Annotated in this window: 11 protein-coding genes; 6 read left to right on the top strand and 5 right to left on the bottom strand. The window is 43.2% G+C overall.

The window, feature by feature from the left end; all coding sequences use genetic code 11:
• Positions 1–30 precede the first annotated feature (30 nt).
• From BLR82_RS06765 to BLR82_RS06755, 4 genes are all read right to left on the bottom strand, one after another.
• Complete coding sequence (locus BLR82_RS06765) at positions 31–1,128, bottom strand: ABC transporter ATP-binding protein (protein WP_074598177.1); 1,098 nt, start codon at positions 1,126–1,128, stop codon at positions 31–33.
• Positions 1,129–1,253: 125 nt separating this feature from the next.
• Positions 1,254–2,150, bottom strand: a complete 897-nt coding sequence (locus tag BLR82_RS06760) for a PucR family transcriptional regulator (protein WP_074598176.1) — start codon at positions 2,148–2,150, stop codon at positions 1,254–1,256.
• A 465-nt stretch (positions 2,151–2,615) separates the two neighbouring features.
• Positions 2,616–2,792: a hypothetical protein gene (locus tag BLR82_RS20985; protein ID WP_175486760.1), complete on the bottom strand. Its 177-nt coding sequence runs from the start codon at positions 2,790–2,792 to the stop codon at positions 2,616–2,618.
• Positions 2,793–2,840: 48 nt separating this feature from the next.
• Entirely contained in the window at positions 2,841–4,172 is a 1,332-nt protein-coding gene (locus BLR82_RS06755) for a YheC/YheD family endospore coat-associated protein (RefSeq protein WP_074598175.1), read from the bottom strand.
• A 113-nt stretch (positions 4,173–4,285) separates the two neighbouring features.
• Here BLR82_RS06755 and BLR82_RS06750 point away from each other — a divergent pair, with 113 nt between their 5' ends.
• Complete coding sequence (locus BLR82_RS06750; protein ID WP_083334733.1) at positions 4,286–5,425, top strand: DUF445 domain-containing protein; 1,140 nt, start codon at positions 4,286–4,288, stop codon at positions 5,423–5,425.
• A 102-nt stretch (positions 5,426–5,527) separates the two neighbouring features.
• The gene (locus BLR82_RS06745; protein WP_074598174.1) at positions 5,528–5,884 is read left to right on the top strand and encodes a YlbF/YmcA family competence regulator; all 357 of its coding nucleotides are present in this window, start codon (positions 5,528–5,530) and stop codon (positions 5,882–5,884) included.
• A gap of 160 nt (positions 5,885–6,044) precedes the next feature.
• Here BLR82_RS06745 and BLR82_RS06740 read toward each other — a convergent pair whose 3' ends face one another.
• Positions 6,045–6,230, bottom strand: coding sequence for a YhzD family protein (locus BLR82_RS06740; RefSeq protein ID WP_074598173.1), 186 nt, complete (start codon positions 6,228–6,230; stop codon positions 6,045–6,047).
• Positions 6,231–6,611: 381 nt separating this feature from the next.
• On the opposite strand from BLR82_RS06740, the gene BLR82_RS06735 reads away from it, so the two are divergent.
• The 4 genes from BLR82_RS06735 (at position 6,612) to BLR82_RS06720 (ending at position 13,435) form a co-directional block, all read left to right on the top strand.
• Positions 6,612–7,511, top strand: coding sequence for an ABC transporter ATP-binding protein (locus BLR82_RS06735; protein WP_074598172.1), 900 nt, complete (start codon positions 6,612–6,614; stop codon positions 7,509–7,511).
• A complete protein-coding gene (locus tag BLR82_RS06730; protein ID WP_074598171.1) occupies positions 7,504–8,754 on the top strand; it encodes an ABC transporter permease in 1,251 nt (416 codons plus the stop codon). The genes BLR82_RS06735 and BLR82_RS06730 overlap by 8 nt, the downstream gene beginning before the upstream one ends.
• A 483-nt stretch (positions 8,755–9,237) precedes the next feature.
• Positions 9,238–10,470 carry a metallophosphoesterase family protein gene (locus BLR82_RS06725; protein WP_074598170.1) on the top strand — a complete coding sequence of 411 codons (1,233 nt, stop codon included), beginning with the start codon at positions 9,238–9,240 and terminating at the stop codon, positions 10,468–10,470.
• A gap of 10 nt (positions 10,471–10,480) precedes the next feature.
• Positions 10,481–13,435, top strand: coding sequence for an ATP-binding protein (locus BLR82_RS06720; RefSeq protein ID WP_074598169.1), 2,955 nt, complete (start codon positions 10,481–10,483; stop codon positions 13,433–13,435).
• Positions 13,436–13,480: the final 45 nt, after the last annotated feature.

Here is a 13,480-nt window from a genome sequence, read left to right as displayed (position 1 = left end):
CTTGGGGGAATGCTTGCTGCTCCAAAACACTTATCTAATTCTTAATTCAGAATCTATATCGAAAAAGTGGGCTTTGTTCATATCAAGGGCCAAGTCGATCTTTTCTCCGCCATTAATGTCTGTCCGTGAATCTACACGGGCAATGAAATCCTGATCGTTTACTTTGGAGTAAAGATAGGATTCAGATCCCATCAATTCGGCAACATCGATGGTAGCAGAAATTTTTGTACCCGGAGTCGACTCAATAAATACTGGTTCATCGTGCATGTCTTCTGGACGAATGCCAAGAAGCAATTCTTTTCCTACATAATTTTGGGCACGGAGGGTTTTCATTTTTCCTTCCGGAACCTGGATTTTAATATCCCCAATTTGGAATTCGCCTTCATTCAAAGTACCGGTCAGGAAGTTCATGGAAGGAGAACCGATAAACCCACCAACAAATACGTTTTCCGGTTTATCATACACTTCCTTTGGCGCCCCCACCTGCTGGATGATACCATCCTTCAATACAACAAGACGGGTGGCCATTGTCATTGCTTCCGTCTGATCGTGGGTAACGTAAATGGTAGTGGTCTGCAGACGTTTATGCAGCTTTTGGATTTCTGCGCGCATTTGGACACGCAGCTTTGCATCCAGGTTGGAAAGCGGCTCATCCATCAGGAACACTTTGGCATCCCGTACAATGGCACGACCAAGTGCAACACGCTGACGCTGACCACCTGACAGTGCCTTCGGCTTACGGTCAAGGTAACCCTCAAGACCAAGAATCTTTGCAGCGTTTTGAACGCGCTGGTCGATTTCGTCTTTTTTGAATTTACGGAGCTTCAGTCCAAAAGCCATGTTGTCATACACATTCATATGCGGATACAAGGCATAGTTTTGGAATACCATAGCGATGTCGCGATCCTTCGGGGCCACATCATTCATACGAGTGTTATCAATATAAAAATCTCCGTCTGAAATTTCTTCCAAACCGGCAATCATTCTTAAAGTAGTGGACTTTCCGCAGCCGGAAGGACCGACAAATACCACAAATTCTTTATCAGCGATTTCCAGATTGAAATCCTCGACCGCTGTTACGTTTTTATCGTAGACTTTGTAAATGTTCTTCAGACTAAGTTCAGCCATGTTTATCTCCTCCCGCTTTATGTAAGCGTTTTTATTTGATAGGTTCATTGTACGCAGTTGTTTGTTAAAGGTAAATGGACGAGGTGCACAAAGTCTTGCAGTTGGTTTTGTGCACACTTACCAATTCAGCGTATTTGGTTGATCATTAACGCTAAATAAACCGTTAAAGCACCCTTGAACTGTTTGACGTCGATTCCGGTTTTTTCGATGAATTTGTCCACCCGGTACTGGAGGCTGTTGCGGTGCATGTATAGTTTCTTGGCAGCCATGGTGGCATTGGAGTTACATTCAAGAAACGTCTGAATGGTCGCCAACAATTCTTTCTCCTCTAACGTATCTTGGAAAACAGCGGAAACAATTTCTTTGTTTCTGACGCTCGACTGCGACAAGAAGAGATAAGGAACAGCATCGATAAAAGATACGACAGAGCCTTTGTTGTATTTGCGGATCGTTTCAAACCATTCAGCCCCTTTTTGAAAATGCTTGCGAGCCTGTGCTAAATCGGAAAAAGAGGGTCCGATAAAAAGATGGACTTTCATATAAAAATCGCTCATCAACAAATCGGTGATCTGTCCATAGCTTATTTCCCCGTCATCTGGCTCGCGCCCTTGTTCAACGATGATCCCTTGATTAGCTGAAATCCAAACGATGGGGACGAATTCAGGATAAAAGCTGGCAATGGCCTCCCGAAAAGATGCTGGTTCAGTATCGGCTTCAGACAAGTGAAAATAAATAAAGCGGTAAGTTTCTCCCTTTATTTCCGACAACAAATCAGGCTGTGTGCCGCGAAAAAGCAGTTCCGTCCAGGCAAGTTCCTGCTGATTCATTGGAGCCTGGTGGAAATGATAAGGTTGAAGGAAGGCTCCCAGGAGAAGCAGATCCTTTTCCGAAAGTTCCTTTTCCGGAATGCCGACTATTTCGTTTTTATCCGTAGTAAACCATCGGTAAGCATCTATGTCCGGCTGCTTCTCGGGGTGGTATTCAATCAGTCCGGGAAAAACGGCACGTAGCTTGTTGATCATAAAAACTGTCTCCTTCTTCCTGTTTCTTTCATTATACCAAAAAGGACAAGCACGGCAGACTTGAATGAGTTTAAAGCGTTTTGTCCGCAGAAGAAAAGAGGGGAAAGCATAAAGGTGAATGGTGTGCTAGTGCTTAGTGGGCAGGTCCACAATCTGGAGAAAACTAATCGAACCCCTAAAAAAACGAACGATAACTGGATAAGATGTGTAGAAAAAACTTCAGTGGCCAAGGGAAAATGGCGACTATTCCACCCCGGTAAAGTACTTCGCGCAGTATCTTGCTAGTGCGATAGGAATCACTAAATCACAAAACCAGAAAAAAGAAAGTCTATCTAAGGATTTTACAAAACAAAAATACCGAGCGAATTCGATTAGCGTTTTGAATTCGTTCGGTATTGACTTTTGGTGACCATGCTTTTGTCCCAGCTACATAAGCTTTTCTCCCGGAAAAAGGACTTTGCAGCATTACTCGGGATCAGAAAAGGGCTGCTCCTGCCGTGGCAAGTCGCGGCTTTCTTCGATCTGACTCCGTTCTTTATTTGCACGTACAGTTCCGCCAGCAAGTCCCTCATTGATCATTCGGTCGACATCAAGTTCGTAGGTTTTCTTATCCTTAAAAAAAGACTGCCCATTTTTATTCACTACTTCACCACCTCCTTATCTTAATAGGATTGCTAAGAAGGAGGTGATTCATTCCTTGTTTAATCTTTCTTGCAGATTGGTTAAGTAGAAGGCAAATTGAAACGGGAAGGCCAGCACGGTCTCCGCATGCTCCTGGAGTTTCGGGTGTTGGAGGAATCCATAGCCAGGCTTAGAATTGACCTCAAACAGCCAGACACGCCCCTCTTTGTCGATCCCGAAATCAATGCCGATTTCCCCAATCGTTGTTGGATAGTTTTTATCGATCTTCCCAGCAACTAACAGAGCCATTGATTCAAGTCTTTTTTTAAGTTTTTTTCCTTCTTCTTCCCCAAATACCTCTTCAACCAGCAATACTTTTCCACCACGTTTCACATGGGTGGTCAAGCTTCCCTTTCCGGCGAATTTTGCGCATATAAGTGGGACTTCCCAACTGTTTCGATGGTTCTTGTTGACATGGACACGAAAATCAAGCGGGCTTTTTCTCTTTTGAACTAAGTCGATTTCCTGCTGGGCAATGTAACCTTCCATTCCATTCGGGAAGTGCTGTTGAAAAAATGCTGCGGGTTTTTCGTAACGGTTTACCTGCGGTTTGTCCTCCAAGTAGTAATGGCACTCCAGTTCACCGGCAGGGAGGTTACGGCACTTGATGATCCCGTTCCCTCTGCTACCATGAATCGGTTTGATATATACATTATATTTTTTGAGCATTGTTTCGATTTTTTTCTCGGAAGGGTGTAAAATAGTTTCCGGTACAAGAAAAGAACATGCCGGGTCTTTCATCATGTATTGATAAATTTCCCATTTGTTAAAAAAACTGTTGTTAAACAAAACTGCTTGTTCAGTCAGAGTGGATTTGGCCCGGATAACTTCCGGGTGGTGTTCTGTTTTACGATTGGGAATTCGATTGTAAATCACCTTGGGTATTGGAAAGCGTCCTTGCTTCCAGCTCCCATTTTCAAAATAAAAGGCGTGGATATGTGCGTTGTCGCGGTCGATATGCTGGTGGCCAAAAATCAGAGCCTGCATCCCTATCTTTTCTCCAGCCCGAATTAACCGGAGGAAAATAGGGGAGCGTTCATCTGTAAGAAAATGATTTCCAGAGAAACCGGCAGTAAAGATACCCATCGTCAACAGGATGATACATCGGTTTTTTTGAAAATTCACTGTGAAGGAAGAGCTTTTGTGCAGGTTGAGCACGCCCTTCAAGCGGGAAGAGATGTATAACGTTTCAGTATCTTTATCGTGGACAAGCGTTTCAACAGGGGAGTGAATGGGGCCGTATTGTATCTCTGTTGTATCCTGAAACTTTTCTAAATGACGGTAAGGAACAATCATCCGGCTATGGTTGCCAGGATAAAATTTAATCTTGAATGTTTCCATCGCAAAATCCCCTCCCGTTGATAGCATGTTCTACTAACCAATTATATGTGGAAGTTCCCGCTACATGCGTGGGAACTCTGGCAAGCAATTGAAAAAGAGAGGTCGATGTAAAAGTGTCAGCAATTGTATTGATCATCATGATGATCGTAATAGGAGCAATTATTGGCGGATTGACAAATTCGCTGGCGATTAAAATGTTGTTTCGTCCTTATGAGGCTAAATATCTGGGATCATGGAAGCTTCCATTCACTCCTGGATTGATTCCAAAGCGTAGGGATGAGCTGGCCAGACAATTGGGACGCATGGTGGTGGAACACCTGCTGACCCCTTCTGGAATCAGAAAAAAGCTGCAGCAACCTATCTTCCAAAAACAACTGACGAGTTGGGCGCAAAAGGAAACAGCGAGCCTGCTTGAAAGCAATGCAACCTTAAAAGAAGCATTGGCATCTTTAGGATTCACTGTGAACGAGCGGGATGTCAGAGAGAAAATTGCCGAGTTGTCAGGGAAACAATATCGGGAGTTTGTCTCGGCTATTCACGAACAGACTTTACATGAATTTTTACCGCCAGAATGGGAACAAAAACTCAATAATGGAGTAAGCCGTGCCGGCAAGTTTGCCCAGGATAAACTGGCGGAATATTTATCCAGTACAGAAGCAAGAAATAAAATAGGCACCATCGTGGAGAATTATCTGGATGGGAAGGGTTTTTTCGGAAATATGATTTCCTCTTTTCTAGGGAATGAGGGTCTTGCCGACAAAATTCAGCCATTACTTGTCGATTATGTCAGGTCGGAGGAGGCTGGCACTATCATTGAAAAGATGCTCGGTCAGGAAGTGGAACGCCTTTACTACCAGACCACAATCGGCCAACTTGAAGAAAAAGTGGGGCCAGATGAAATTGCTGGTCTGATCGGTCAAGTGGTTTCCCGGTTCGTTCCAGTCGACCGATGGTTGAATAAATCCATTCAGGCATGGACAGGGCCCTTTAAACAGCAAATCCTGACTAATATGGTTCCAAATATGGTGGATAAAATTTCGAGTACGCTTGGCGAGCGGATGGAAAAATTGATGGACAGCCTCCACCTGGCTGAAATTGTTGAAAAAGAAGTAGAGGCATTTCCCACCAAACGGATTGAGCAGTTGGTACTGGACATATCCAGACGGGAGTTCAAGATGATTACCTATCTGGGAGCATTGCTTGGAGGAGCGATTGGTTTTATCCAGGGACTGATTGTTACGCTGCTGAACTAGAGGGACCCTCCGTCTTTCATCCCTATGACTATACATTGTATTTTAGGTTTGTTATAGTGGGGAAAGTAGCGTGAGAACGCAAAAATTAGGAGGATTTTACAAATGGCGAATATTTATGACAGTGCCTATGATCTGGAAAAGGCAATCCGTGAAAGTGATGAATTTAAAGGGCTGAAACAAGCTTACGATAAGGTAATGGCCGATGAATCGGCGAAAAAAATGTTTGATGATTTCCGTACTACCCAAATGCAGCTTCAAGAAAAACAAATGCAAGGCCAGGAAATCACCGAAGAAGAAGTAGAAAAAGCAAAAGGTGTTGTAGAATTGGTTCAACAACATCCGGATATTTCCAAACTGATGGAAGAAGAACAACGACTGAACGTCGTTATTAATGATGTAAGTAAAATTATTACGAAACCGTTAGAAGAGTTGTACGGTAACCCGGATCAGCAGCAGTAAGGCAGAGAAGCAGCCCCATCCATGGATGGGGCTGCTTTTTTAATCATAATGTTTTCATCTTAGGCGTGAAAGCGCATCACCCCTTCGAGGATTTTCTCTCTGTCTTAGCAGCACTGCTTTAACTTGTCGTAAGAGCTTGTTAAAAGACAAGCAGATGTTGTCAACGATGAAACAATACAAGTTTCCCATCCGGAGAAACACAGCGGTGCGTATAGTTACTATATTCCAAATCTTCGAGCCGATTTGTACCGATTTTTTCAGCGTCTTTATCACTTGCTGCTTCGAAGGTTTCCTCCAGCAGTTTTTTTCCTTCCTGGTCAAATACAGTCAGTACATAAGTTTTCACTAATTACCCTCCTACATGATAATTCCGTATACTTATTCTTTGTTACCTGGCCAAATTCCTTTTAAGAATAAAGCTTTTAAACAGCTTGTTGCTATTGTTCAGAAATACCAAATAATTTTATGGAAATTCACTTCCTTCTTGCCGGTCCCTTAACCGATGTTTTGGTTGTATGAAAATGGAGGAAGAGTATTTCTTCGATAGCTGCGATATCGGTCTAAGTCAAATTGAAAAAAAGTGTACGTTACTTCCTATTTTTAAATTTAATGGTACAAAAACACCTTATAACCCTATACCCTTTCAATAGAAAAATATATAATGAAAACGGAACTTTTCGTTTAGATAGAACGTAATTACAGGGGAGATGGGGAGAGGAGATGTTCTATGACATTAAAAATTAGTAATGTTACCAAGCGCTTCGGTGACTTCACCGCGGTTAACAATCTGTCACTGGAAATTCCAGAAGGTCAAATTTTCGGCTTCTTGGGGGCGAATGGGGCAGGTAAAACGACAACATTCCGCATGATACTGGGGCTGCTTGATATTACAGAGGGAAGCATCGATTGGGATGGCAAAAAAATCAATTACAGTAACAGTGATGCAATCGGGTATTTACCCGAAGAACGTGGTTTATATCCCAAACTGACGGTCAAGGACCAAATTATCTATCTTGGCCGGCTGCGCGGCATGCAAAAAAATGAAATCGTCGCTGAATTAAAAAGCTGGCTGGAAAAATTTCGTGTACCTGCTTATTTAGATAAAAAAATTGAGGAACTATCAAAGGGAAACCAGCAAAAAATACAATTTATTTCCGCTGTCATTCACCGGCCCAAGTTGTTGATACTGGATGAGCCATTCTCCGGTTTGGATCCCGTCAATGTAGAAATGCTTAAGCAGGCTGTAGTGGACTTAAAAAGTCAGGGAACTTCGATTGTGTTTTCATCCCACCGGATGGAGCATGTGGAAGAGCTTTGTGAGTATTTATGCATCATGCAGCATGGCAGTCCAGTCGTTCATGGATCCTTAAAAGAAATCAAGCGTGCTTTTGGCAAGAAAAACGTATTTATTCATGCTGATTTTGACTTATCATTTTTAAAGGATCTTGTCGGTGTCGTTGATTACAAAGCAACGACAGAAGGATGCGAGCTGCAGATCAATGATGAAGCGGTATCGCAGGATGTGCTGACTGCCCTTCACGATCGAGGGTTTGTGAGAAGGTTTGCTCTTGAAGAGCCGTCCTTGAACGATATTTTCATAGAGAAAGCAGGTGCATCTTATGAGTAAATTTTGGATCGTCTTGTCCCATACATACATGACCCGTTTCAAAACGAAGTCATTTTTGATCACCAACATCATCGCTTTACTCGTTATCGTGGGATTGGCGAATATCAATTCGATTATCGATTTGTTTGATAGTGAGAAAGATAGACAAGTAGCGGTTCTCGATGAAACGGGAGACATCTTCGCTCCGCTAAAAGAGAGTGTGGAAAACACGGCTTCTGATGTCACACTGGAGCAATATGAAGGAACAGCGGAAGAAGCAAAACAGGCTGTTGAGGAAGAAGAGTACGAGGCCTTTCTTTCCATAAGCTATGGCGAACAAAATTTGCCGCAGGCATCTTATTACGCTAACCAAATCGCCTCATCTGAACTGAGCAATACGTTGGAGCAACAATTGCAACAAATCAAAGTAGCCATGGCAACGAACAATGCAGGCATCGATCAGTCACAGCTTGAGGAAATTTATCAACCAGTTGCATTTGAAGCAGTGGCGTTGAAAGAGAGCGCCAAAACAGAAGAAGAATTGAGTGAGGCTCGCGGTCTCGTATATATTATCTTGTTTCTGCTATATATATCAGTGATAACGTATGGCAATATGATTGCCATGGATATTGCGAATGAAAAAACATCGCGAGTCATGGAAATTTTGATTTCCAGCGCTTCACCGGTGAGTCAGATGTTTGCCAAGATACTTGGGATAGCACTGCTCGGTTTGACCCAAGTCGGTTTGTTTATTGTAGTCGGTTATATCGTCCTGCAACAAAAACAATCTGAAATGACAGGCGGCGTTTTTGAATACTTTGGCCTATCTGGAGTGACGGCTTCCACTTTTATCTATGGAATTGTATTTTTTGTACTTGGTTATTTGTTGTACGCGACGCTGGCGGCGATGCTCGGCTCTCTCGTCAGCCGCATCGAAGATGTACAGCAGCTGATGATGCCGATGATCTTTCTGGTGATGATCGCCTTTTTCATCGCCATGTTCGGTTTGAATATGCCTGAATCCAGTTTCGTGACAGTCACTTCTTATATCCCGTTTTTTACCCCGATGCTAATGTTCCTGCGAGTGGGCATGCTGGATATTCCGGCATGGGAAGTTGCCTTATCAATCGTCATCATGCTTGCTTCGATAGCTTTGCTGGCGGCATTGGGAGCACGGGTTTATCGCGGAGGTGTTTTAATGTACGGCAAAGCATCTTCGTTAAAGGACTTTAAAAAAGCATTACAGCTTTCTAAAAAATCTTGATACGTTTTCCAGGAAGGTTCTACTTCATTTGGAAAGAGGCTGGGACATGAATGAATTCATCTGCAAAAATCGAACGATAACAGGATAAGAAGTTTATAAGAACTTCATCAGGCATCCAGGTGATTCGATTGATACTCCGTTTTCCACGGGGGGATTCAACTTTCTTAGAAAGTATATACCCGCAGAAAGCGAAGTTACCTTGCCGTAGTGGAGGTTTGCACTCTTCATTAGAAAAGAATAAAATGGTTAATTTTTCGCCAAGGGTTAGAGTGAAAATCAAAAAAAAGGCCGAACGATTTCGAATGTTTAGGATTTCGAATCATCGTTCGGTTTTTGCTTTTGTCCCGTTGCTTTAATCATTGGCTGATTTGGAACAGGCTGGCGCTTGTTCGTGATTGTAGCTGAAACTCGTATAACGAACGTGCATTCGGCCTTTGGATTTGCTAAAATTAAACTGTAGCCAAATGGGAAAGGAAAGTTTATATGGCAAAAGAAAAAATATCTTTTTTACATAGTGCCGATTTGCATTTGGACAGTCCGTTCAAAGGTTTGGGAAATGTACCGGAAGCCGTTTTTGAACAAATTAGAGGAAGTACTTTTGGTGCTCTGGAAGCGCTTGTCCGGCTGGCAATCGAAAAGCAAGTCGACTTTGTTTTAATCGCCGGCGATGTGTTTGATGAAAATCAGCACAGCCTGCTGGCAAGAATGCAGTTAAAGGCGGCCTTTGAGAAGTTGAACGTTCACCACATTGAAGTTTATTTGTCCTATGGAAATCATGACTTTACAGAGGGCAGCAAGTTTATTGATCAATTTCCTGGAAATGTCCATGTATTTTCCGACCAAGAAGTCCGTTCGATTCCTTTTCAGAAAAATGGCGTGACTGTTGCTAATATATATGGGTTCAGTTACCGGGAAAGGGCGGTCACGAAGAATAAAACGCAGGAATACACCATACAAGGGGAAGCCCCGTATCATATTGCCATGCTGCACGGCAGTCTTCACAGCAACAAAGAGCATGATGTCTATGCTCCTTTCCACTTGCGGGATCTGACCGATAAGGAGTTTGATTATTGGGCGCTCGGGCATATTCATACTCGTGACATATTAAACCAACTCCCTCCCGTCGTCTATCCAGGAAACATCCAGGGGCGCTCAAAAAAAGAATCAGGTGAAAGAGGCTGTTACCATGTTGAGTTAAAAAATGGAGAAGCAGCACTGACTTTTCACCCGTTGCAGCGAATCCGCTTTGAAAGCATCAAAGTGGATGTTTCCTCCTGCAAAGATCCTCAGGAGATGGTTCCGGTTATCGAAAGGCATCTGGAGGATTGTAAAAATCGTTTTGGGAAAGTGATTCTCCATGTTATTTTTTTCAGTAACCGAACTGTCCTTCAAGATTGGCAACAGACTGGGTATCTGGACGAAACAGTGGATTTTTGTAATGAAATCGATCGAACCGAGAATAAGTGGGCTTACATACAAGGTTACTCGGTTCAAGTTGAAGATAGCTGGAACTGGGAAGAGCTGGAGAAGGGTCACCATTTTGCCGGTGAATTGGCAAAAAGGTTTCAGGAGACAGACAATATAACCCGTTATTTACAGCCGATCCTTCATCACCGCAAGGCAAGAAAGTATCTTTCCGGATTTTCGGAAGAAGAGCAGTCGGAAATCAAACAAATGGCAGAAAACTTGTTGATGAATCAGCTATTAAAGAAATGAGGGAGTCATAATGAAGCTGTTAGCAGCCCATATTTATGGATTTGGTAAATGGCAGGACTTCCGTGTAAGATTCCCGGAGGAAAACCTGTTCCTTATCAGTGGGCCAAATGAGTCCGGCAAATCAACAATCCGGCAGTTCATGTTGTTTATCCTATTCGGTCTCCCGCCGAAGCAGCGTGAATTTTTTCGACCAAAAACCGGAGGGAAAATCGGAGGCAGATTAAAGCTGTGGACAGAAGAAGCAGGAATCTTTTATATCGAAAGAACCCATGAAAAGCAAAGTGGAGAAGCCATTTGTTATCTGCCTGACGGAAGCGTGAAGGGGAGTGACTGGTGGAGCAAACAGTTAAAAGGCATGAACCGGGACAGTTTTGCATCCGTGTTTTCGTTTGATGCCGATGACTTGATGAAACTGCATGCCATGAAGGCGGAAGATCTCGGCGAACTTCTTCTTGGCGTAGGAATGACCGGTACAGACAAGATATACTCCATTGAAAAACAATTGGAAAATGAGTTAGATAAACGATTCAAGCCGCAGGGAAAGAACCCGGAAATAAACAGCCAGCTGAATAAGTTAACATCGATGCAGCAAGAGTGGATTCAGTTGCAGGAGCAGGAGGAATCCTATCAGCAGCAAAAAAAAACAGAGGACGAACTGATAAGCAATCTAGAAATGATACAGCGGGATTTAGAGGATGCAAAAGCGGCAAGGACGAAGCACGAAAAACTAGTGCAGGCTTTGCCGATTCTTTACATGCTTGCAGGAGAACAAGATAAATGGACCCGACTACCTGAAACCGACCATTTTCCGGAAAAGGGTCTGGAGCGTTATGAATATCTTCAAGAGCAACTGCGACCATTACGGAGCAGGTTGGCGGTATTGGAAAGCAACGAACGGGAGTACCGACAAGAAATATCGTCACTCCACCAGAAATTATGGCCGAAAGAGAAACTGGAAAAGGCAGAGGCATTAGGTGCCGCTTCTCAAACGTATCAGCAGCAGGCAAGCCAGTTAGACTACTTGAAACAGAGAAGGAAAAAAGCGGCCACAGAACTAGAGCAGCAGGTAAACGATCTTCATCTTGATTTAAACTGGGAGCAGCTTGGATCTTTTTCTATGCCTTTTCACCTCGAGGACAGCTGGCATAAAATAAAAGAGGCAGAGCAGCAGGTAGAAGCAGAATGGGAGAGCATAAAGCGTGAAGAACGAAGTACAGAGGAGGAGCTGCGTTCTTTGCGGGAAGAGCAGACACGTTTGGATAGGGGGAAACTAGAGGAATCAACAGCAGTAGAACTACAGAAAATAGTAGATAAAAAACGTACGCAGGAGTACGTTGAGTCTTCTAATAGGAACCCGGTTATGCTTGACCAGTTTGACAAATGGCGGAAGAGACAGGCATGGACATTGTTTGGTGTGGCTGCAATAAGTGCCGTGTTGTTTGAAGCAGCAGCATTCCTGTCCGATATCAAAAGTTTTTATGCGATTGGTCTTATTCTGTTTCTGGCTGGAATGGTCCCGGTTTGGTACACGAAAAAGTTCCCAGAGAGGATGTCCAGCCCTGCATCAAAGCGTGAACCGGTTACCATGCATGGGACGGAGACAGACTACAAGGAGGCTGAAGAGAAGCTTCGCCGTCATTATCAGCTTTTGGATGAGGAGCATGCCATTAACGGTCAAATCAAGCAGCGGTCGCTTCAGTTATTGAAGCTTTCCGAACGGAAAAAATTCATCCAGGAAAAACACCAGCAGGTTGAACGGCAAATTAAAGAACAAAAAAGCCACTATCCTTTTCTCGCCGATGTGGATCCAGCTTACTGGCCGAAGCTGTATCATAAATTGAATGCCTGTATGGAAAAATATCATTCTCTTATACGCCTAGACGAGGAGCAAGATGAATTGATCCAACAGATGGAGGATTACAGAAAAACGTTAACGGAATTTTTTAAAGAGGATGGGTTGGAGGATGCTGATAAAACCAAGGATCTTGTTCATTTACTCCTAGAACAGTTGGAAACACAAAGACAAACCAGGCAAACACTCTCGCAGTATGAGGAATGGTTGGAAAAAACTACACGGGAGAGGGAACAGCTAATAGAGGAAATGCAGCCTTATGAACAGGACACGGGCTTGTTATTCAAGACGGCAGCTGTTCAAAATGAAGAAGAATTCCGGCGTCTTGGAAGGCAACAGCAAGAGGCCCAATCAATAAGGGGGAAAATGGATAGTTGCCGCAGTCAACTTGCTCCTCTTCTGTCAGGGAAGGAGATCAGTCATTACCTTGACAATCTGCCCAGTCAGGCGGAGGCAGAACAAAGGTTGGAACAAATCGATACAAGGTTAAAAGAATTGGAATCCCGAATGGATGCAGCCAGGCAACAGTTAGCGGACATTCGCTCCAAGATTAGCGGGATGGAGCGGTCAGAACACTTTTCTCAATTCAAGCACGAGTATTCTGGGGAAATCGAACAACTGAAAAAACAAGTAAAACAATGGGCGGTTTACCAAACAGCCAAAGAAATGCTTTCCGAGACAAAATTAAATTATCAACAGGATTACTTACCACACACACTCAGGGTAGCTGCAAATCACTTCCATAAATTGACGGGAGGAAAATATGTGGACATTTTTCCTCCGGAAGATGGCCATCCGTTTTCCGTATCAGACCAGGAAGGATTCCGATATGCCGTGGAGGAACTTTCAAAAGGAACAGCTGATCAACTATACGTATCCCTTCGGCTTGCTTTAAGCAGCGTGTATCAGGCTGAAAAAATGCCTTTTTTTATTGATGATGCCTTTGTCCATTTTGATCAAAAACGAGAAGAGGAATTTGGCAGTATTCTCAAAAATATTGCCGACCACCAACAACAGATTATTCTATTTTCTAGCAGCAAATCCATTCAAAAAAGCTTGGAAGAGATACCTGTTATCGATTTAGAAAATAGTGAAGTAATCGAATTAGCATAATCGGTAAAGGAATGATAAAATAACTGAAGATAAAGTGGTTGGAGG

The organism is Sediminibacillus halophilus (assembly GCF_900103695.1).
In the GTDB taxonomy this organism is placed as follows: domain Bacteria; phylum Bacillota; class Bacilli; order Bacillales; family Amphibacillaceae; genus Sediminibacillus; species Sediminibacillus halophilus.
Note: the sequence above shows the minus strand (reverse complement) of the source record. Positions and strands in the feature narration are given on the sequence as shown.